Consider the following 21,807-nt stretch of genomic DNA (forward strand, 5'->3'; position numbering starts at 1 on the left):
AATGGCGGCCTGGTCTGAACGATGGGCGGCTAGCCGCTGAAAGGTGTTCGCAGGGGTACCGTTCGCGCCGCCGCCCGGCACCCGGGGGTTACTCGATAATTTCCAGTTCCACCACGCGCCCCTGGTCAAACCAGGTTTCCAGACCGGTAACTCGCAGTTGCAAGTCTCCTTCGATCACTTCGCCGATATAAGATATGGGTAACGGCTCTTCGGCGGTGTCGTCGCCATACACCACGCAAAATTGCTGGCGCGGGCTGTAAAAACACACCGACCCGGTAACCTTGCCGTATTTTTCCCGCCGCATCTTGCCGACTTCTTCGGTTTTGAATTTGTTTTCCCACGGGGCCACGATAGGCATGGTAAAAAACACCATGTCGCCGATTAATTTGCCGTGCTGCAATACGCTTTTCATCGGCAATTTGGCCCGCAGTTCCTTGACCAGGTTGGGTACTTTATCTTCCCATACCTCGATAATGCAAATAGGTTCGTCCGCAACGTTCATTCTGAGTTTCATTCTGGCACCTGATGGTAACGTAAAAGGAAATAAGGGAAAGGGTCAGGCCGGTTTAACCCGGCGGAAGCCGTCGCCAAGGCCCCATGGCAGAATAAAATCAACCCACATGTGCAGACGGTTGGCGTATGACAGCGCCGCGTGGGACAGCCGGCACAGGTCATGCAGGGTAGTGCATTGGCAGGCGGTATCCACATACAGATGGATCATGGCCGCGGCGTGGGGCAGGCTGACAAAGTCGAAAAAATCCGCTTTATAACCGATAATTTCCTTGATGATCGATTGCAGCGTGGGTAAATCGGCATCGGTATCTTCCGCCACGCGGATCAGCCCCCACAGCATTTCATCGGCCATGGTGCGCGCTTCGCCTTCGGCAAAGATGATGGTGCTAAGATATTGCCCGCGCGCGCCGGTGCCGCGTGGCACGATACCGTTGCCCAAATCCCGTACTTCGTCCGGCTGCTCGAACCATATTTTTTCGCGCTCCTGTTCGAAACGCGCTATCACTTCGTCCACGGTCATGTCGTTACTCTCCGGTTGGCTTGATTAGCTCTGAAAGCTTATTAATTAATTAACTAATTAATAAGCAAGTAATATGCCAACGAAGAGAGGCGCTATGGGCCTATATAAATCAAAGGGTTAATATTGCCGTTTGTTTATCACCGCATCACGGCGAACCACACGTACGTTAACAGTGCGTCCGTTGCACCACGATCGGCGCGCGGCTTATGACGCCGGCGCATAGTGACCCAGGCCCGGCAGTCGTTCACTCAGCTCCCCAGGCGCCCGGACGCGGACGCATCCACCGCGTGCGGCATCACGCCCGCGCGCCGAAGGGAATCGCCGATTTTACCGCCGCGGTCCACGCTTAGCCGCGGGCGTGGGCGGCGGCGCGCTCCACCAGGTCGTCGTCGGGACGTACGCCGGTATACAGCACGAACTGTTCCAGCGCCTGGATGGCAATCACTTCGGCACCGGTAATCACGGCTTTGTCATGCAGGCGCGCGTATTGGATCAACGGCGTTTCCGCCGGCAGCGCCACTACGTCGAATACCCGGTCGGCCCGTTCAATACACCGTTCGCTGAACGACAGTTCTTCAGCCCCCGGCCCTCCCGCCATGCCCACCGGTGTGACGTTAATCAGCAGCGCGGCGTCCAGCCCGGTTTCATCCGCCTGCCAGCGGTAGCCATACAGATCGGCCAGCCGCCGGCCGGTTTTTTCGTTGCGGGCAATAATCATCCCCTGGCGAAACCCGGCGTTGTGCAGCGCGCCGGCCACGGCCTTGGCCATGCCGCCGCTGCCGCGCAGGGCAAAGACGGTGTCCGGGCCGACCTGATGCTTGGCCAGCAGGCGCTCAATGGCAATGTAATCGGTGTTATAGGCCTTCAGGCGGCCGTCGGTATTGACGATGGTATTCACCGACTCGATGGCGCGCGCCGAACGGTCAAGCTCGTCCAGGTAGGGGATGCAATCTTCCTTGAACGGCATCGACACCGCGCAGCCGCGGATGCCCAGCGCCCTGACGCCGCCGATGGCGGCGGCCAGATCGCCGGTGGTAAAGGCTTTGTAGATATAGTTCAGGTCCAGCTTTTCGTAGAGATAGTTATGAAAACGCGTGCCGAAATTGCCGGGACGGGCGGCCAGCGACATGCATAACAAAGTATCTTTATTGATATTCATCATAGGTTCCTGTTTGCCCTGCGTCGTAAAAAATGCCGTTACGCTATTGATCAAGAATATCACATCATCGCGCCGCCGGCAGGAGGCCGGCGGACCGCAGCGTTCCCGGCGCTAAAACATTACCAACGCTTATGGCATAACCGCAAACCGGTACTACACTGCAATAAGGCGTGTCGTACCACCCCTATTTCCCCGGCCGTTGTGCCGTTTACCCCCATGCCCCGATGGGCAGGATCGTGGTTATTCACCGGATGCCGGCCGCTGCGCGGGCAACGGGCGGCGTCTTGATTGGATGGACTAAAAAAATATGCGCAGGAGACGAATTTGATGGCTAAGGGATCGTCGAAGGTAAATGAAATTGTTATTCCGACCACTACCACCACCATGGCGAGCAAAGTCGATAACCAGGTCGTGGTAACCATTGATGACAAAGGGGTGCGCATTGCCCATCCCAATACCGATACCGATATCGTCAGTCGCCTGGACGCGGATCGCAAAACGCGCGTCCGGGAAGGCATGCCGGTGCCCCTGGGCGCAACCTGGGACGGCCTGGGCGTCAATTTCGCTCTTTTCTCCGCCCATGCCGCCAAAGTGGAGCTGTGCCTGTTCACCGAGGAAGGGGAAGAGTATGACCGTATCGAGCTGCCGGAATATACCGACGAGGTCTGGCACGGCTATCTGCCGGACGCGCGTCCCGGCCTGCTTTACGGCTACCGGGTCCACGGCCCCTATGCGCCGGAGGAAGGACATCGTTTTAATCCGTCCAAGCTGCTGCTCGATCCTTATGCCAAGCAGATCTGGGGCGGGCTGACATGGGACGATGCGCTGTTTGCCTACGATATGGAGGCGGAGGCGGAAGATAAAGATCTGAGCGTTGACGAGCGCGACAGCGCGCCTTTTATGCCGAAATGCCGGGTCATCGATCCGGCGTTTTCGTGGCCGGCTAACGGTAAAAGTTTTATCCCCTGGGAAAAAACGCTGATTTATGAAACCCATGTGCGCGGGTATACCATGCGCCACCCGGCGGTACCGGAACATTTGCGCGGCACCTTTTCCGCGCTCAGCACGCCGCAGATTGTCGATTATATTAAATCCCTCGGCGTGACCGCCATCGAACTGATGCCGATCCATGCCTTTGCCGACGATCGCCATTTACAGGAAAACGGCCTGCATAATTTCTGGGGCTACAATACGCTGTGTTTTTTTGCTCCCCATCCGCAGTATATGGCCACCTCGACGGTAAATGAATTCAAACAGATGATCGCCACGCTGCACGCTGCCGGCATCGAGGTGATCCTGGACGTGGTGTACAACCATACCGCCGAAGGCAATGAGCTCGGCCCGACGCTGTCGCTCAAAGGCATCGACAATGCCAGCTATTACCGGCTGTTCCCCGAGGAAAAGCGCTATTACATCAACGATACCGGTACCGGCAACACCCTGAACCTGAGCCATCCGCGGGTATTGCAGATGGTGACGGATTCGCTGCGCTACTGGGCCACCGAGATGCAGGTCGACGGCTTCCGTTTTGATCTGGCGACTATCCTGGGACGCGAGGCTTACGGATTTGACGAAGGCTGCGGTTTCCTGGATACCTGTCGGCAGGACCCGATCCTCAGCCAATGCAAGCTGATTGCCGAGCCTTGGGATTGTGGCCCGGGTGGGTATCAGGTGGGCGGTTTTCCGCCTGGATGGTCGGAATGGAACGATCGCTACCGCGATTCGGTGCGTAAATTCTGGCGCGGCGACGAAGGGCAGTTAGCGGAATTTACCACCCGTCTGGCCGGCTCCGCCGATATCTTTAATCATCGCGGGCGTAAACCCCATGCGTCGGTTAATTTTATTACCGCCCACGACGGTTTTACGCTTAATGACCTGGTGTCCTATGAGCAAAAGCATAACGACGCCAACGGCGAGGATAACCGCGACGGCCATAGCGACAATATCTCCGCCAACTATGGCGCGGAAGGGCCAACCGACGATCCGGCGATCTGCGAGCTGCGGCTGCGGCAGATGCGTAATATGCTGGCGACGCTGATGTTTTCGCAGGGTACGCCGATGCTGCTGGCGGGGGACGAATTTGCCCGTACCCAGCAGGGTAACAATAACGGTTATTGCCAGGACGGCGATATCAGTTGGGTTAACTGGAAAATCGACGATAAGGGCGAGTCCCTGATTTTGTTTACCTATCGGCTGATTGCCCTGCGTAATCGTTTCCCGATTTTGCATCGCGGGCGGTTCCTTAGCGGCAAGCTGAATGAAAAACTGAATATCAAGGATGTGACCTGGGTCCAGACTAATGGCGAGGAGATGTCGGAGGAGGCCTGGGGCGATGGCAACCTGAAAAGCATCGGCATGCTGCTGGACGGCCGCGCGCAGCCCACCGGCCTGCTGCGGGTCGGTTCACAGAGCACCGTGCTGTTGCTGTTCAGCGCGTCCCATGAGGATGTGGTGTTTACCTTGCCCGAGGTGGCGCACGGTTACGGCTGGCGGCATATTTTTGACACCTACCAGCCGGACGATATCAATGAGCATAGCTTTGGGTTCGGCCATGCCTATACCTGTCCGTCGCGGACGGTGGTATTGTTTGAACTGGTGAACACCAAGACCACTATGGTGGTGGCGTAAACCCCCTTTGACTGGGTGCGATCGGGCGGCCTGGGAAGGCCGTCCGGCCCTATTGGCGCGCTCTCCCTTTAGCACATGGGGTCTAAGCCCGACGCCAGGTATTCCCTCTTGATTTGTCCCTCGCCGCCCATGCGCGCCGCGCGGGATTTTACGGCGTTTTTTCGCTAAATATTCATGTCCCGTTGCCGATACTCTCTAAACGTGAATAGTTTGGATGCGGTCGACCAGAAAACGTATCGGTTGCCTTGCCCGTGATATGGTGGCAGCAATATATTATGGGACTTGATAAGAGATGAATACGTTCCGCTACAGCCCATTAAGATTTATCCGCCAATTTGAATTTGGTGACGATTTGTTGTTAAACGCGGTATACCTGATGCTGGACAAGCCCTTTTTAACCCAGTCTGTATTGGCTCGGGAATTTAACCTCAGTTTTATCCAGTCGGATGTATTATTCAAAGAACTGGTGGATGTTAATAAGTTTCTTAAAACCAATTATTACGCAATGTCCTATGTCAGAAATCAAAAGATAGACGAGGCCGTTAAGCTTTGGGCGAACCAGCATCGCGCCGAGCGGGGCGTGGCGTTTAAGCTGGATGCGCAAATTCACGATAAACTAATCGATCTGGCGCCGGTTTTTTTTGATAAGCGGCAGGATCTGGTATTTACCGATGGTTATGGTTCCTATTTTCAGTTTAACAAAGATACGGAGATCACGCTGATCGTCAAAGGCGTGCTGAGCAGGATTTTGGAACCTTATCAGAAAGTTGTCCTGGACCCCGACTCGGTGAAGGCCTTTATACTCGAGCAGGTGAATATCATGCGCGATGTGGCCCAGGTAGCCGGCGAGGATTTTGACGTCAGGGCCACGGTTATCGACGCGGGCTGGAATGTGAGGCTTATTACGCCGGAGCGGGTGATTATTGCCGATAAGCGCGGCTGCAAGGCGGCCATCACCCGTATCAATAAAACCCTGCCGACCAATACACTGATGAAAAGCAAAATTGACTACGGCTGCGATATCTCGGTTTATCTTGATAATGCCATGTCGTTGTTGGATGATTTTTATGTTAACTGCAGTTCGGAAGTGTTCACCACCAGGGAATTTTACAAAATAAAAATATAATGAAAGTTGTCCTCTTGGGCGCCTTGGGAGCTTTATGAATTTCACCATCATGCCGGTTGGCCTGGACGATCAGGATTTTGCCCTGCTGGTCGCCAAACTGGATGACTATCAATTGCCGTTGTATCCGGCCGCCAGTAACCACGGCGTGCCGGTCGGCGCGCTGCGCGCCGCAAGGGCCCGGGTCTGGCTGGCGCGGGCTGGGGCGCAGGCCGCCGGCTGCGTTTGCCTGTATTTGGATAACCCTAACCTGCCCGAGATCAAACGCCTGTTCGTCGATCCGGTTTTTCGCGGTTACGGTATCGCGTCGGCGTTATTGGCGGGTCTGGAGGATTGGGCTCGCCGGGATGCCCTGCCGGCCCTGTATCTTGAAACCGGTATTTATCAAATGGATGCCGTGGGACTGTATGAAAAGCATGGATTTGTCCGCACCGGCCCCTTTGGCGATTACCAGGAGGATCCCCTGAGCATCTATATGCGTAAGACCGTGACGGATGTGGGCTCCTGATCATTGCTATGCACAAGACACGGCCCGCTGCATTTCTATAACCAAAACACCGTTGCTGGGCAATTCCTTAATGGCATTACGGCGCGGGCGGCGCATGCTCTTTGTGCTGTTCGCGGCCGTTCAACGCCGCCTTGCCGGCCAGATATTCGTCCTGGAAGATACACATGCGTATGGTATTGCGGTATTCGCCGTTGACAAAATATTCCTTCAGCAACACGCCTTCGACCTTGAACCCCAGCTTGCCGTAGATATGGATCGCTTTTTCATTCTCCTGATCGACAATCAGGTACAGCTTATGCAGGTTAAGCACCATAAAACCGTAGTTCATGGCCAGCTGCGCGGCAATGCTGGCGTAGCCCTGGCCCTGGTGGGCGGGATCGACCAGTATCTGGAATTCGGCGCGGCGGTGGACATGATTGATTTCCACCAATTCCACCAGGCCGATGCTGACGCCTTCCTTATCAATAATAAAACGCCGTTCGCTTTGGTCATGGATATGCTTGTCATAGAGATCGTTAAGCTCGACAAACGCCTCATAAGGTTCCTCGAACCAATAACGCATGACACTTTCATTATTATCCAGCTGATGGACGAAATGCAGATCCTCGCGTTCCAACGGATGAAGTTTGATATTGTAACTATGTGATATCGCATTTTCCACAATCATGATATTTACCAATAGTACTTGTTAATATACGGAATAATTAATTAATAATAGTATAGCTAATTAATGACTGGTTGATTTTGACACGACATTCATTACCAGCACGCCGCCGATAATCATTGCCATGCCCAATATGGCGTAGATATCGAGTTTTTGATCAAAAAAGAAATAACCAAAAACAGCAATGAATACAATGCCTAAGCTTGCCCATGCCGCATAGGCGACGCCCATCGGCATGGTTTTAAGCACCAGCGATAGCAATAGGAATGAAATACAATACCCGACGATAACGACAATGGAAGGGTAAATTTTTGTAAAACCGGCCGACGCTTTCAACGAACTCGTGGCAATCACTTCAGAAATAATGGCTATTACCAGGTACACATAGGTCATAAGATTATTCTTTGGTTTTTAAAGGGCTGCCGATATTATCACAACCCCCCTCAATAAGAAAATTGGCAATATTATGACAAATTCGGTGAATAATCTCTGTAGTGATTATGCTAACGTGAATCTGTTACAGGTTAATACGCCCGGGATAGCTTTTCGATGTCCGTTCGCGCCGCGCCGGATAGCCGACGTCGGTGGCAAATAATATTATTTGCTGATAATCAGCTTTATGCCTAATAGCGCCATCACGCCGCCGCCTAGGCAGTCTATCCACGCCTTGCAGCCGAGATAGGCGGCGCGCGGCCCAGCTGAAGAGAGCGCATAGGCTACCAGGGCGTACCATAGGAAATCGATCATAAACGCCAGGGCGGGCAGGATGAGATAGAGATGCCAGGGAATAGTATGGCTTAGCAGGGCGGCAAAAACACTACCGAAGACCAGCGCGGTGCTGGGATTGAACAACTGGGTCAGTAATCCGTAGCTAAAGCCCTTCCTGACGCCGGTAAAATGTGGTCTCCCGCGCTCGATTACCAGCGGTTTACCGGCGCCGCGCAGCATACCGAAAGCCAGCCAGAACAGATAGAGGCCGCCCGCCAGCCTGAGCGCCGAATAAAGCCATGGCACGGTCAGCAATACCGAATGCAGGCCCGATAACGCGATAACCGCGAACACGGCGCTGCCGACGCCCATACCCAATGCTGCCGCCAGACCATCCCGCCGGGAGGATGACAGGGAGGTTTTGGCCACCAGCACAAAACTCTGCCCGGGGCTCATGGCGCCAATTAACAGGGCGACGCTGATGGTCATCACCGGGAACAGTTCCCCAAACATATCCTTCTCCTCAATCCAGACGGCGTCGCCAGGTAGTGGACGCCACCGTTGCCAGCCGGTCCTCTAGTTATCTCACGGAATTTTTATCCGCGCGATAGCATTGGCGCCGGCCGGTGATATTTCCCCGGCCGGCGCGCGTTAAAAACATCCCCGGCAACGCACAGGGCAGGTTTTTTGGCCCTGTTTCCCTCATTCATTATGTTCGATCAATATCGTCCTGGTCATTATGGACATAATGGTTCCTTACCCGGCGCCCGGCCGGGGTTTTAAAGGGAAGCTCCATGATGTCAAGCTTACTGCCCCCGGCCGTCGGCATCCGCCGCAGCGCCGGCGGATGGCTGCTGTTGGCCGCGATGTTATGCATCCGGCCGTCGTTTGCCGCCGGGGATCTGGCCGCCGCGGCCGCGGCGGCAAACGACAGCGCCGCCCGGCTGTTTACCATCGGCAGCCAGCCGTTTTTCCTGGGCGCCGATCTGTCCGTCCAGGCGGGAACCCTGACGCCCGCCACCGAACTGATCGTTATCCGGCGCGATGGCGACAGGGTGCAGGCCACCCTCGGCGGCTGGCAGCAGGAGGGCGCCGACGGCGTGATCTATGCCGCTGTCGGTAAACGTATTATCAGCGCCTCGTTAAACGAAACCGCCAGGGCGCAGCTGAAGATTATCGGTGATGCCGCAGACCAGCCCGCCGGGCAGATATGGCATCAGGTGGCGCTGGACGTCTGGCTGCCGAAGGCCGCCCTGCTGGACGACCGGCAAAAAATCTGGCGTTCCGCCGCCGGGAGCATGGCGGCCAACTGCGGCGGTTGCCACGCGCTGCCCGCTACCCGCAACTTCACCGCCAACCAATGGATCGGCGTGATGAAAGGCATGGCGCCGCGCACCTCGCTGGATAAAGAGCAGATCCGCCTGCTGACCCAGTATGTGCAACAGCACGCCGGCGATATGCCGGCCGATGCCGCCCACCCCTGAACAGGAGGCCGTTATGGCTAAAGCATTTTCAGCCGCGGGCGTGAGCCGCCGCCGTTTCCTTTATGGTTGCGGGGCGCTGGCCGGCGCGTCGTGGCTGGGCGGACAATGGTCGCGCTCGGCGCTGGCGCAGGCGGTCAGCCAGGCGCTGCCGCAGTTCAGCGCCCTGAGGGCGGCGTCCGGCGGCCTGTTAAGCGCCGCGCACTGGGGCGCGTTCGAGGCCACCGTCGAGGATGGCCGGATGCTGGACGCGCGGCCGGTAGGCGACGACCCGGCGCCGAATGAGCTGATCGGCATGGCGCCGCATCAGGTCCACGCGGGCAATCGGGTGCGCTATCCCATGGTGCGCAAAAGCTGGCTGGAGGGCGGCCCCGGCAGCCGTACCGAACTGCGCGGCCGCGACCAGTGGGTGCGCGTCAGCTGGGAGCAGGCGACGCGGCTGGTGGGCGACGAAATCATCCGGGTGCAGCAAGAGCACGGTCCACAGGCCATTTACGCCGGGTCCTATGGCTGGAAAAGCGTCGGCATGCTGCATAACTGCCAGGCTCTTCTGAAACGGCTGATGAACCTGGCGGGCGGGTTTTTGGGATACACCGGGGATTATTCCACCGGCGCCGCCCAGGTGATTATGCCGCACGTGGTGGGGTCGATTGAAGTGTATGAACAGCAAACCACCTGGCCGGAGGTGATTGAGCACAGCCAACTGGTGGTGCTGTGGGGCTGCAACCCCATGGTGACGCTGAGAAACAGCTGGAATGTGCCGGATCACGTCGGTCCCGGCGGTTTTATGGCGCTGCGGCAAAAAGGCACCCGCATGATCTGTATCGACCCGGTACATAACGAGAGCGCGCGCGAGCTGGACGCCGAATGGCTGGCGCCGCGGCCCTATACCGATTGCGCCCTGTTGCTGGGCATCGCCCAAACGCTCTTGGCCGAAAAACTGTATAACGCCGGTTTCGTGCATGATTACACCGTGGGTTTCGATCGTTTTGCCGCCTACCTGACGGGTGAAACCGACCGGCAGGTGAAGGACGCCGACTGGGCCGCCGATATCTGCGGGCTGCCGGCCGATACCATCCGCCAGCTGGCCCGCGATATGGCCCGGCAGCGCACCATGATCATGAGCGGCTGGGGCATGCAGCGCCAGCATCACGGCGAGCAGCAGCACTGGGCGCTGGTGACCGTCGCCGCCATGCTCGGGCAGATAGGCCTGCCGGGCGGCGGTTTCGGCCTGAGTTATCACTATTCCTCGGGCGGCAGCCCCATCGCGCGCGGCGGCGTGCTGGCCGGGATGTCCGCGGGCGTCGCCCCCGCCGGCGCACCGCGCCCGATCCCGGTGGCGCGCATCGCCGATTGCCTGGCGAACCCGGGCAAAACCATTGATCATAACGGCGGCAAGGTTACCTATCCGGAGGTCAAAATGGTGTACGTGGCGGGCGGCAACACCCTGCAACAGCACCAGGATATCAATAACCTGATCACCGCCTGGCGGCGTCCGCAGACCATAGTGGTGAACGAGCCGTACTGGACGGCTACCGCCAAATACGCCGATATCGTATTGCCGGCCACCACCAGCTACGAACGCAACGATCTGGATATGGGCGGCGATTATTCCCAGCGTTATGTCTTCCCGATGCATCAATGCGTGCCGCCGCAGTTCGAGGCGCGCAACGATTTTGATATCTTCCGCGCCCTGGCGGCCCATCTGGGCCGGGAGCAGGCCTTTACCGACGGCAAAAGCGAAATGCAGTGGCTGGCGGGCATGTATGACGCCATGCAAAAACAGGCGGCGGTAAATAACGTGGCCCTGCCGTCGTTCGAGGTATTCTGGCAGTCCAATAACTATGTGTGTTTTCCCATCCCGGACGCCAGCCGGCGCTGGGTGCGTTTTGCCGATTACCGCGAAGATCCGCTGCTCAATCCGCTGGGCACCCCATCGGGTAAAATCGAAATCTATTCCGCAACCGTGGCGGCGATGGGGTATGACGACTGTCCCGGCCACCCCACCTGGATGCCTCCCCATGAATGGTATCGCGGGCCGGAAGCGGAACGTTTTCCCTTGTCCCTGACCAGCGGGCATCCCATCAACCGTCTGCATTCGCAGCTGGACAACACGCCGCTGCGGGATAAGTATGCGGTGGCCGATCGTGAGGCGATACTGATTAATCATCTGGATGCCGGACGGCGCGGCATCAACAGCGGCGATCTGGTGCGCGCCTGGAACGATCGCGGCCAGGTGCTGGCCGGCGCGGTGGTGAGCGGCGATATCCGGCCCGGCGTGGTGCGTATCAGCGAGGGTGCCTGGTATGACGCGGCCGACGCGGCGCAGCCCGGCGCGCTATGCACCAACGGCAGCGTCAACTGTCTGACGTTCGATATCGGCTCCTCCCGGCTGGCCCAGGGCAACTGCGGCCAGATGGCGCAGGTGAATATCGAAAAATACCAGGGCGTGCCGCCGGCTAATCATGCGTATGACCTGCCGGCCAGTGCGGATAGGACGATCTGATCGTTCCGGCAGCGCGCCGGGCGATTATTGACCCCGCGACGCATCGCTGGGCGCCATCATGCGCCGGCCGGCGCTATTGCCGATCCCGTCCGGCGCTCCGCGGTCCATTACCCTCGGCTTGACCAGATCGGACATTTAATTGGTATGACATCTTGGTTTTCAAAAATGACATGTTGATCACGGAACGTAAATAAACCCCATCCGGATACTCATCGTCACTTATTTTATGCCGATAGACCATACTTCTCTTCATGGATGGCCACGGTCATGAAAAAATTAACTCATTTGCCCTTTATGGTTCAGCTGTTCAGCGGCTTTGCCATCATTATCGCCTTGATGCTTTGCCTGGGGGGCGTGTCGCTCTACCAGCTGAGCGCCAACAATACCCATATCGACGCCTATCGCAATAATTGGCTGCCGGGGGTACGCTATACGCTGGAAATGCGCGGCGTGTTGGCCGAGCTGCGTTTGCAGCAGGTGCAGTATATTGCCTCCGCGACGGAAAAGGATCGGGAAGGACACCGGGTGGAACTGATGCAGGCGGTGGCGAATTTTCTTCGCGCCCAAAATGCTTACCTGGCCCTCAATACTCCAGCAGGCTCCACCGCCTTATTCAGCCAAATCATGGCTAACTTCAATCAGTTCAGCCAGGCGAATGATAAAATGGTGGCGGCCATGTCGGCTGACGATGTTACCGGCGCCATCCAGATCAGCGGCGATACGTCGCGCAAATACCGTACGCAGCTGATGGCGGATCTGGCGACCATGGTGGATAGGGAAGTGAGCGGCAGCGAGAAGGCTGCGGCGCAGGCGGCCCAAGGATATATTATCGCCAAGTACAGTCTGATCGGCCTGGCGCTGTTCGCCCTGCTGGCGTCGGGCCTGCTGGCCACCGTGATTTCCCGCAACCTGTGGCGCCAGCTGGGCGGCGAACCGGCCTATGCCACGGCGATTATGCGTAAAATCGCCGCCGGCGACCTGACCACCGGCATCAGGCTGCGCGCCAGGGACGGCAGCAGCCTGTTGGCGGCGTTAAATACCATGAGCCAGGAGCTGCGCGGCACCATCAGCGGTATTATCAGCGGCAGCGAATCCATATCGGTGGCCTCCGGACAGATAGCCCAGGGCAATACCGATCTTTCCCAACGCACCGAAGAGCAGGCGGCCTCGTTAATCCAGACCTCGGCCAATATGCAGCAGCTGACGCAGACCGTGCACCACAATGCCGATAACGCCAGGCAAGCCAGCGAACTGGCGGCGGTCACTTCGCGCACCGCCACCCAGGGCGGTAAAATCGTGGCGGAAATGCTGACGCATATGCGCGATATTTCCCAAAGTTCGAAAAAAATCGTCAACATCATTGCGGTTATCGAAGGTATTGCTTTCCAGACCAACCTGCTGGCGCTTAACGCCGCCGTCGAAGCGGCGCGGGCCGGCACCCAGGGTAAAGGATTTGCCGTGGTGGCGAGCGAGGTGCGCACGCTGGCGCAAAAGAGCGCCGACGCGGCCAAGGAGATCAAAACATTGATTGAAGGCACGGTGGAGAAGATCAGCGCCGGGTCCGATCGGGCGGATAACGCCAGCAAGGCGATGAACGAAGTGGTCGGTTCGGTGGATAAAGTGGCCGCCATTATCCGCGAAATAGCCACCGCCAGCAGCGAACAGCATATGGGCATCCGGGAAGTCGGCCAGGCGGTGGCCCAGATGGATCAGGTCACCCAGCAGAACGCCGCGCTGGTGGAACAGGCCGCCGCCGCCGCCCGTTCGCTGACCGAGCAGGGGCAGGAGCTGCGCCGGGCGGTCAGTTTCTTCCAGACCGCCTGATTCAACCGGAGTTGAAGGCTCCCGTGGGTTAAAACCTGTGACGGGTTTTCGCCAGCGGGCGTTTTTTATACCGCTTGAATACCAGCCAGTTATGTTAACCGGCCTTGGCCCTGCCGGGCCTTGGCTTGCGCGAGACCAGCTCGCCGGCATTGGCCGGCAGCCGCAGCAGATCCAGCAGGCCGAGCAGCGACATCAGGGTAATCAGCACGAACGCCAGCCGATAGGCGATCCCCGGCAAATCCCCCAGCCCGAGCCAGGGCGCCAGCCGTTCGCCCAGGCGGATGCCGATGGCGCCGATGGTGATGCCCATGCCGATGGATAACTGCACCGCGGTGCTGAACAAGGTATTGGCGTAACTCATGTCGCTTTGCGGAATATCGGCAAACGCCAGCGTGCTGATGCCGGTAAACTGCATCGAGCGGCACAGGCCGCCGAAAAACAGCACCGCCAGCGTCAGCCAGCCCGGCGTCTGCGGCGTCAGGAAGGCGCAGGCCAGCAGCGACAGCGCCGCCAGCGTACCGTTAACCAGCAATACCTTGCGAAAGCCAAAATGGCGGATTAGCGGCGTGGTCGCCGGTTTCATCGCCAGGTTGCCGGCAAATACCGCCAGTACCAGCGACCCGGCGTGGAACGCATCCATGCCGAACCCGACCTGGAACAGCAGGGGCAGCAGAAAAGGCACCGCGCCTATCGCCATGCGAAACAGCGATCCGCCGCCCATGGTCACGCGAAAGGTCTGTACCTTGAGCGAACCCAGGCGGATCATCGGCTGCTCGGCCCGTTGCAAATGCCGGGCGGTTACCGCCAGCGCCAGCACGCCCAAGGCTAAAAACAGGATCATATAGGGCCAGGACGCGTCATGCCGCCCGGTCAGTTCCAGGCCATAGACCAGGCTGAGCATTGCCGCGCCGCTGGCGATAAACCCGAACAGATCAAACGGCGGCCGCGCGGCGCGCGGCGGATTGGGGATCAGTTTCCAGGCGGCGAAAATCGCTATCAGCCCCAGGGGCAGGTTGATAAAGAAGATCCAGCGCCAGCTGGCGTAATCGGTAATAAAGCCGCCCAGCGGCGGGCCGAGGATCGGCGCCACCAGCGCCGGCCAGGTGAGCGTGGCGATGGCTTTGATCAACTGTGACTTGGGGGTGCTGCGCAATACCGCCAGCCGCCCGACCGGCACCATCAGCGCGCCGCCCGCGCCTTGCAGGATGCGCATTACCACGAATTGCGGCACATTTTGCGTCAGCCCGCACAGCACGGACGCCAGGGTAAAGATGGCCAACGCCACGGTAAACACCTGGCGCGATCCAAAACGATCGGCTATCCAGCCGCTGGCCGGGATCAACACCGCCAGCGTCAATAAATAGGCGCTCATGCCGATATTCAGATCCACCGGCGATATGCCGAAGGTCAGGGCCATCTGCGGCAGCGCGGTGGCGATCACCGTGCCGTCGATGTATTCCATAAAAAATGCGCCGGCCACCAGCAGCGCCATGCCCGACAACCCCCGGGAGGCGGTCTCCTCCGGCGCGTCGGGCGCGTCGGTTTCCTCCATGGGGGATGTCGGTTGTTTCTCGTTCGCCATTGCCTGACTTAATCCTTACGCTATCAACTGTCACCGGCCGGCCATGCCGGCACCGTCCGAAGATCCCCGGCCGTTCGCCGGCGGGTCATAACACTTTACCTTGCGTAAAAGATTTGTCATACAAAAAATCGCACTGGTTTACCAATCGGCCGTTTGGCTAACGCGCGGACCCGGGATCGATCTCCTTTGCGGCCGGTCGGCTATCCGCGGCGTCGACCGGCGCGAGGGAATGGGAGGCGGACCTGCCGTGGCCGCCGAAGGATTTGCCGACCATGACGATCGTCACCGCCAGGATAATAATGCCCAACGCCAGCCATTCCACCGGGTTAAGGCGTTCGCCGGCAAACCCCATGCCGAGCAGCACCGCCACCACCGGATTGACATAGGCATAGCTGGTGGCCAGCGCCGGACGGGCATGGGAGAGTAAAAACATATAGGCGCTGATGGCGATCATCGAGCCGAACACAATCAGGTAGCCCACCGCCAGCAATCCGGCCAGGTCCGGCATCCTGGTCAGGCGTTCGCCGTTAAGCAGGCTGGCGGCAAGCAGCACCGTCCCGGCCACGATCATTTCCACCGCCCCGACCATCATGCCCTTGGGCAAATCAAGCCTGGAGCTCCAGATGGAACCAAACGCCCAACTGACGGAGGCCACGATCACCAGTAGCGCGCCAAGCGGGTTGCCGGTCAGGCTACCGCCGGTATTAAGCAAAATAATGCCGATAAGGCCCAGGACGATGCCGAACCACTCCAGGCGCGTGGCGCGCAGGCCCCAAAAACTGCCGAAGCAGGCGGCGAACAGAGGCACGGTGGCGACAATCACGGCGGTGATGCCGGACGGCACCTGCATATGCTCGGCCACGGTCACCAGACCGTTGCCCACCGCCAGCAGCAGAATGCCGATCATGCCGGCGTTAGCCGCCTGGCGCAGTGATGGCATGGCGTCGCCTTTCAGGCGCAGCACGGTAAACAGCGCGATACCGGCGATAAAAAAGCGCACGCCGGCCATCAGCAGCGGCGGCCAACTGCCCACGCCGATGCGGATAACAAAATAGGTCGATCCCCAGATGATATAAAGCGTAAACAGCGCCAGGGCCAGCTTCAGTCCGTTAGAATCCCGAGATTGCATTTCACTACCTTTGAAACCATTATCGTTTGGACGATTAGTAAACCTTTATTTATGCCGATCAATACACTTATTTTGTCGTAATCAGCCGGTTAAACCACGAAAATAGCCTGATAACACCTTTGATTCAACGGCGGCGGATAAACGGGACACCTATGGATAAATATGATGAGCTGATACTGCATGCGCTGGTGGAAAACGGCCGGCTGACCTATGCCGAACTGGCGAGAAGGGTAAACCTTTCGCCGCCGGCGGTGGCGGAACGGGTGGCCAAGCTGGAAGCGAAAAAGGTGATTACCGGCTACCACGCCCACGTCAACCTGGAAAAACTCGGCCTGCCCATCGCTTTTATCGTGGAGCTGCGGCTTAACCATAACCACTGGCAAAATACCCTGAAGATGCTGACGCGGATCCCGGAAATCCTGCAGTGCTTCAGGGTAACCGGCGAAGCCTGCGTGATTATCCGCGGCGCGGTCGGGGATATGGCGGCAATGGAAGCGTTTATCGAGCGGATCAGCCAGTTCGGCGCCACCAAGACCTCGATTATCCTCTCGGCGCCGGTGGAGCGTATTGCGCCGCCCGGCGCGGCGGTTACCGAGGGGTTAAAAAAAGTTTGATAATCTTCACAAAAAATTGACACGCCGGTTCATTTTGCTTAAACTGCGGAAAAAGTGTGATTAGCATCGCATTAATAACAAGGCAATGTGAGGAATCTGCAATGAAAATTATACGTAAGCTTAACAAGTTCCTGAAGGAACAAGGCAAGATCCACGCCCAGGCGGCTAAACACAGCCTGTACTAGGCGATAGCGCTGCCCGGCGCATGCCCGGGTTAACGGCGAGATTTGCCGGCAAAAGGCGGTCCTCTTCCAGGGCCGTTTTTTTTTGGTTGCGCGGCGGTAACGGATCCGATGGCCGGCGGATGCCGCCGCGTAAAACGCAAAGATAATATGTGCTGTGCGACATCGACCGTCGTTAACTGGTCGCCTATCTTATCGGGTGAATCTACTTCGAAAGGAGTGCGGACATGCCTACCCGCCAAAGCGATGACCTGCACCGTCAACCCCCCGGGCAGTTTATCCTTTTCACCGTGACCGCCGCCGTAAGCGCGGCCCTTGCCGCCTGGAGCAGCGCGGCTCTCGCGCTTGAGGTCTGGGTGATGTTCGCCGGCCTGATCGCCTGGTTCACGCGCCCGGCGTCATGGCGCGAAGGCGCGTGCGCCATGATTTGCCTGTGGCTGGGGATAAGCCTGGCAGCCGTTTCCCATGTGGCGATGTCGGCATTATCGCCGCCCCTGGGCGCGCTGGCCCTGCCGTTGGTGGTATTTTTGGTCGCCATCCTGATCCTGGGCCTGCGCGCTACCCGTATCGTCAACAATACGCTGGCCTGGTTTCTCGGTATGGTGACGTTCCATGCCGCTGAAATGGGGCTGTCGCCCGGAACTTTTGCGCACCTTGGCGGCGCGACCGCCATCGGCGGATTCGCCGGTTGGGCCTGTCAGGCGTTTCACGGATATTGGGCCGCCGCGCGGCCGTTGCGTGGGAATGGCCTGGCGAAACCGGCCGCGCCCCGGGGTAACGAATCCAATGGCGCGGACCTCGGTTGAGCGGGACGCGGGGCGGCAGGGAAGATAACCGGCCTAGGCCAGTTCGATGATCTCATGGCGGCCGCTTAATATCGGCCCGCTCAGGATTTTATAGCCGTCACGATCAAAATCCCGCGCCACGGTGTTCAGGGCCGCCGCCTGGTCCAGGCTGTCCACCGATCCCAGATAGAACCAATTGTTGACCACGTGGATTTGCCGCCGATCGCCGCTGTGTTCCACCAGGCCGATGGCGCCGGGGTAAGGCCAGGCCACGACGCGCATCTGCTGCAGCGCGTCCACCAGGCGCAGCTGGTGCTCTTGCGGACTCTCCTGGCCACAGCACGCGCCCGCGCAGCGGCCGAGATGAAAGCGGAAGCAGGGGCGGCCGTGGCTGAGCTTTTCCAGGCCCAGCAGGCTGTAGCATAACAATTCGCCGTCGCCGATATCCAACAGCGCCTGCTGCGCGGAGCGCCGGCTGGAAAACAGGCCGTATAAATCCGGCGTGCGGGCAAAATCGATTTCTTTGGCCGAGACGATGACGGGCATGCCCCGCGCCAGATGAATCGAGCACAGCTGGCGGCTGCGCCGCAGCCGTTTATTGTGCAGCGGCTGCAACGCCTTGATCATCCGCGCCTCGAGCAGCAGGGCGCCGATTTCACCGGCGGTGAGATGGTAGCTGATGCGGCGCGACTGACGCAGCATGCGCGCTTCCTCGGCGGTGCGCAGATGGGACATCACCCGGCTGCGTATGTTGACGCTTTTGCCGATATACAGCGGCATTACGTCGCTGTCGCTATGAAACACATACACGCCCGGCGCGGCGGGCAGGCCGTCGAGATACTGGCGCAGATGTTCCGGATACTGATAGGCTTCGGCGGGGTCGAACTCCCTGCGGGCGGCGGACAAACGTTTAGACACTGACATGAACTCTTTTTTTACTGTTGTTATGTACAGCATAGCAGGTTATTTTTTGATACGACAGTGCATTATAACGGCTAAACGTTATTTAAAGAGGCATTATGCGGGTTAAAACCGCTGAAGGTTATCATCCTCCTGCCGGCGCCAGGCTAGATGGCATTCCCGCAGCAGCGCCCCGTCGGATAAAATTGCCGCGGTCCGGCCCCGGGCCGCCAGACGCCCCTCACGCAGCACAATACAGTCATCCGCAATATCGGGAACCATGGCCAGATCGTGGGTGGCGGTGATTAGCGTGCGTCCGCGGCTGTCGCGCAGGAATTGCACCATACTGCCCTGGCTTAGCGGATCCAGGCCGCTGCAGGGTTCGTCGAGCAATAACACTTCGGGTTCGATAATCAGTACCGACGCCAGGGCAACGCGTTTTTTCTCGCCGCCGGACAACCGGTGGGGCGAGCGGTGGCGCAAATGGCCGACGCCGAATTGCTCCAGCATGGCGTCGATACGCCGGGCGATACGCGGTTTATCCCAGCCGAGCTGTAACGGCCCGAAGGCCAGTTCGTCATACACCGTCGGGTTAAACAGCTGCACGTCCGAATTCTGGAACACCAGCCCAACCCTCCGCCTGAAGGCATACGCGTCCGCGTCCGCGCGCAGGGCGTTTTCATCAAGTCTGCGGCCGAACGCCCGCAGGGTGCCCGCGTTGGGAAAATACAGGCCGTCCAACAACCGCAGCAGGGTGGATTTACCCGAGCCGTTGGCGCCGAGCAGGGCGATACGCTGGCCCGCCCGGACCTGTAGCGTGATGTCCAGCAGCGCGGGCTGCGACTGATAGGCATAACCCACCCGCTGTAAGTCATAGACCGGCTGCGGCTCGTTTAACGGCGGATCCTGGTTCATCTGCAACGCTCCTTTTCCGGGGTAACCACCACTCAGGGTAACCGCAGCCACTGGCAGGCAAACCCCGCCAGCGCCAGCGCCATAAATACCGGCAACGCCCGCCAATCCCGCTTTTGCAGGCGCAGATCGTCCATCAGCCGTATTTCGCCGCGAAAACCGCGCGACAGCATGGCCAAATGGACCTCCTGGCTGAGATAGAGCGAGCGTTCCAGCAGGCTGCCGGCGGCATTGACCGCCAGGCGGCGGCGCTCGCCGGGCGGCAGGGGACCGACCATCCGGCTTGACCGCGCGTCAAACAGCGCCATCGCGCTGCCGAGCAGTACAAAAATATAACGATGGGTCATGCCGAGGATCATCACCGCCATCCTGGGCACCCGCAGCGAACGCAGCGCCTTGAGCAGGCGGGGCCAGGAGGTGGTCAACACCAGCAGCAGGGTCAGTGTCGCCGAGGTTTCCGCCCGGCCGACCAGCAGCGCGGCGGAACGCAACCCCTGGCAGGTGACGGTCAGCGGCGGGAAGGGCAGGGTAAGCAGCGGCGCGCCGGGCACCATAAACAGCGCCGGCAGCGCCAGCATCCCGGTAAACAACAGCACGCCGAGCCATACCTGGCGCAGCAGCCTGGACAGCGATATCGCCGAGAGCCGCGCCATGATGACCGCCGACAGCAGCAGGCCGGCCAGGGCCGCCAGCGAATGCACCGCGACGGCGGTGAAAATCAACGCGCCAAGGCCGATGAGCTTAACGCGCGGGTCGAGCCGCTGCAGCCAGCCCGGCCGGTCGGCCGTAAGCTGCGCGTCGTCGGCATGGGCCATGGCCGCCTGCAGGCCCGCCAGCAGGCGGGCGACAAAATGCCGGCTTACCGGGGCGCGCCGGTGGCTGAAGGAAGGTTCCCGCACCGCCTTAACGACGCCCGGAGGACGGGCGATAGCCCGCGGGTCGCGTCAGGCCCGCGGGTCGCGTCAGGCGCGCCAGCAGGTAAAACGCCAGCAGGATCATTCCGCTGCCCATAATGGCCGACAGCACATACCCGACGTGGGCGTTTTGCATAAATGACGGGGCGTAGTCCGGCATCGGCGCGGACCAGAGCGCCTCCAGCCGCCGCATGCCGGCCGGCACGCCCTGTGGCGGCGCGATATTGCCGGAGGCGCGGGTGATTTCGGCCCTGGCGCCGGCATCCTGAAAGTCGGCGGCGCCCCATTCACCCCAGGCGGTACCGGCGGCCAGCAGGCCGAGCGGGCTTAAAATCATCACCACCGCCATGCCCAGCCACAGCGAGCGCACCGGCCGCCAGCCGGAGAGGCGCGCCGGCGGCGCGTTGCCGGCGGAACCGGCGGTGGCGCGCAGCAGGTCGGGATTGGCTTTTTGCAGATAAGCGACAATGCCGCCGGTAACCACCGCTTCCGCAAGTCCGGCGAAGGTCAGGTGGCCCAGCAGCATGGCCGGCACGGCCACCGACAGCGGATAGGGCGCGTAAAGCGGCGTGCCGGCGGCATCGGTGAACAACAGCGGCTGGACGCCGAATTCCACCGCCGCCAGCAGCGCGGAAATATTGATGGCGCAATAGCCGGCCGCGGCGGCGGCCACCACCCGCCGCCTGGCGGTAATGGCCGAGCCGGCGGCAATCAGCCGGTAGAGTCCGTAGGCCGCCAGCGGGCCGACAATGGCCATGTTGAGGCAGTTGGCGCCGAGCGCGGTAACGCCGCCGTCGCCAAAAAAGACCGCCTGGATAAACAGCGCCATCGAGATAGCCAGTATCGCCGCCCAGGGACCGAGCGCAATGGCCGCCACCGCCATGCCCACCGCGTGGCCGGTGGTGCCGCCCGGCAGCGGCAGGTTGAACATCATGATCACAAAGGAAAACGCCGACACCACCGCCAGCAGCGGCACCAGGCGGGTGTGCAGCAGGCGCTGGACGCGCCTTTGCGCCACCCACCAGAACGGGGCGGCAATCAGGAAGGCAACGGCGCAGGTGGACGGGCTGAGATAACCATCGGGAATATGCATCGGACAACCCTGTATTCAGACCGCGCGCATCGCACCGCGTGGCTAAGGGGCTAAAACCTGGG

At 59.5% G+C, this 21,807-nt stretch carries 20 protein-coding genes; 8 read left to right on the top strand and 12 right to left on the bottom strand.

The window, feature by feature from the left end:
- Positions 1-88: 88 nt before the first annotated feature.
- The 3 genes from GRH90_RS14600 to GRH90_RS14610 form a co-directional block, all read right to left on the bottom strand.
- Positions 89-514, bottom strand: a complete 426-nt coding sequence (locus tag GRH90_RS14600) for a hypothetical protein (protein WP_162366696.1) — start codon at positions 512-514, stop codon at positions 89-91.
- 42 nt (positions 515-556) lie between these two features.
- A complete protein-coding gene (locus tag GRH90_RS14605) occupies positions 557-1,033 on the bottom strand; it encodes a cucumopine synthase-related protein (protein WP_162366697.1) in 477 nt (158 codons plus the stop codon).
- Positions 1,034-1,379: 346 nt separating this feature from the next.
- Positions 1,380-2,195, bottom strand: a complete 816-nt coding sequence (locus tag GRH90_RS14610) for a shikimate 5-dehydrogenase (RefSeq protein ID WP_162366698.1) — start codon at positions 2,193-2,195, stop codon at positions 1,380-1,382.
- Between the two features lie 477 nt (positions 2,196-2,672).
- On the opposite strand from GRH90_RS14610, the gene glgX reads away from it, so the two are divergent.
- The 3 genes from glgX (at position 2,673) to GRH90_RS14625 (ending at position 6,451) form a co-directional block, all read left to right on the top strand.
- The gene (glgX, locus tag GRH90_RS14615) at positions 2,673-4,820 is read left to right on the top strand and encodes a glycogen debranching protein GlgX (protein ID WP_376766084.1); all 2,148 of its coding nucleotides are present in this window, start codon (positions 2,673-2,675) and stop codon (positions 4,818-4,820) included.
- 292 nt (positions 4,821-5,112) lie between these two features.
- Positions 5,113-5,946 (top strand): hypothetical protein, encoded by an 834-nt coding sequence (locus tag GRH90_RS14620; protein WP_162366700.1) that lies wholly within the window; start codon positions 5,113-5,115, stop codon positions 5,944-5,946.
- Positions 5,947-5,980: 34 nt separating this feature from the next.
- Positions 5,981-6,451 (top strand): GNAT family N-acetyltransferase, encoded by a 471-nt coding sequence (locus tag GRH90_RS14625; protein ID WP_162366701.1) that lies wholly within the window; start codon positions 5,981-5,983, stop codon positions 6,449-6,451.
- A gap of 76 nt (positions 6,452-6,527) precedes the next feature.
- Here the strand turns inward: GRH90_RS14625 and speG are convergent, their stop codons facing one another.
- From speG to GRH90_RS14640, 3 genes are all read right to left on the bottom strand, one after another.
- On the bottom strand, positions 6,528-7,118 hold the full coding sequence (speG, locus tag GRH90_RS14630; protein ID WP_178113163.1) for a spermidine N1-acetyltransferase: 591 nt from the start codon (positions 7,116-7,118) through the stop codon (positions 6,528-6,530).
- Between the two features lie 60 nt (positions 7,119-7,178).
- Entirely contained in the window at positions 7,179-7,508 is a 330-nt protein-coding gene (locus tag GRH90_RS14635) for a DMT family transporter (protein ID WP_162366702.1), read from the bottom strand.
- A 204-nt stretch (positions 7,509-7,712) separates the two neighbouring features.
- On the bottom strand, positions 7,713-8,336 hold the full coding sequence (locus tag GRH90_RS14640) for a LysE family translocator (RefSeq protein ID WP_162366703.1): 624 nt from the start codon (positions 8,334-8,336) through the stop codon (positions 7,713-7,715).
- A 281-nt stretch (positions 8,337-8,617) separates the two neighbouring features.
- On the opposite strand from GRH90_RS14640, the gene GRH90_RS14645 reads away from it, so the two are divergent.
- From GRH90_RS14645 to GRH90_RS14655, 3 genes are all read left to right on the top strand, one after another.
- Entirely contained in the window at positions 8,618-9,307 is a 690-nt protein-coding gene (locus tag GRH90_RS14645) for a hypothetical protein (protein WP_162366704.1), read from the top strand.
- A gap of 13 nt (positions 9,308-9,320) precedes the next feature.
- A complete protein-coding gene (gene torA, locus GRH90_RS14650; protein WP_162366705.1) occupies positions 9,321-11,810 on the top strand; it encodes a trimethylamine-N-oxide reductase TorA in 2,490 nt (829 codons plus the stop codon).
- 267 nt (positions 11,811-12,077) lie between these two features.
- Complete coding sequence (locus GRH90_RS14655; protein WP_162366706.1) at positions 12,078-13,634, top strand: methyl-accepting chemotaxis protein; 1,557 nt, start codon at positions 12,078-12,080, stop codon at positions 13,632-13,634.
- A 94-nt stretch (positions 13,635-13,728) separates the two neighbouring features.
- Here GRH90_RS14655 and GRH90_RS14660 read toward each other — a convergent pair whose 3' ends face one another.
- Both GRH90_RS14660 and yedA read right to left on the bottom strand, forming a co-directional pair.
- Positions 13,729-15,186, bottom strand: a complete 1,458-nt coding sequence (locus GRH90_RS14660; protein ID WP_162366854.1) for an MFS transporter — start codon at positions 15,184-15,186, stop codon at positions 13,729-13,731.
- A 187-nt stretch (positions 15,187-15,373) separates the two neighbouring features.
- Complete coding sequence (yedA, locus tag GRH90_RS14665; protein WP_162366707.1) at positions 15,374-16,345, bottom strand: drug/metabolite exporter YedA; 972 nt, start codon at positions 16,343-16,345, stop codon at positions 15,374-15,376.
- Positions 16,346-16,497: 152 nt separating this feature from the next.
- On the opposite strand from yedA, the gene GRH90_RS14670 reads away from it, so the two are divergent.
- Together GRH90_RS14670 and GRH90_RS14675 are read left to right on the top strand one after the other, a co-directional pair.
- Positions 16,498-16,959, top strand: coding sequence for an Lrp/AsnC family transcriptional regulator (locus GRH90_RS14670; RefSeq protein ID WP_162366708.1), 462 nt, complete (start codon positions 16,498-16,500; stop codon positions 16,957-16,959).
- A 409-nt stretch (positions 16,960-17,368) separates the two neighbouring features.
- Positions 17,369-17,947: a DUF1097 domain-containing protein gene (locus GRH90_RS14675; protein ID WP_162366709.1), complete on the top strand. Its 579-nt coding sequence runs from the start codon at positions 17,369-17,371 to the stop codon at positions 17,945-17,947.
- Positions 17,948-17,980: 33 nt separating this feature from the next.
- Here the strand turns inward: GRH90_RS14675 and cho are convergent, their stop codons facing one another.
- The 4 genes from cho to cbiM form a co-directional block, all read right to left on the bottom strand.
- Positions 17,981-18,844: an excinuclease Cho gene (cho, locus tag GRH90_RS14680; protein ID WP_162366710.1), complete on the bottom strand. Its 864-nt coding sequence runs from the start codon at positions 18,842-18,844 to the stop codon at positions 17,981-17,983.
- A gap of 108 nt (positions 18,845-18,952) precedes the next feature.
- Complete coding sequence (locus GRH90_RS14685) at positions 18,953-19,741, bottom strand: energy-coupling factor ABC transporter ATP-binding protein (protein ID WP_162366711.1); 789 nt, start codon at positions 19,739-19,741, stop codon at positions 18,953-18,955.
- Between the two features lie 32 nt (positions 19,742-19,773).
- Positions 19,774-20,637 (bottom strand): cobalt ECF transporter T component CbiQ, encoded by an 864-nt coding sequence (gene cbiQ, locus GRH90_RS14690; protein ID WP_162366712.1) that lies wholly within the window; start codon positions 20,635-20,637, stop codon positions 19,774-19,776.
- A 4-nt stretch (positions 20,638-20,641) separates the two neighbouring features.
- On the bottom strand, positions 20,642-21,745 hold the full coding sequence (cbiM, locus tag GRH90_RS14695; protein ID WP_162366713.1) for a cobalt transporter CbiM: 1,104 nt from the start codon (positions 21,743-21,745) through the stop codon (positions 20,642-20,644).
- Positions 21,746-21,807: the final 62 nt, after the last annotated feature.

The sequence above is a fragment of the Acerihabitans arboris genome (assembly GCF_010131535.1).
GTDB lineage: Bacteria > Pseudomonadota > Gammaproteobacteria > Enterobacterales > Enterobacteriaceae > Acerihabitans > Acerihabitans arboris.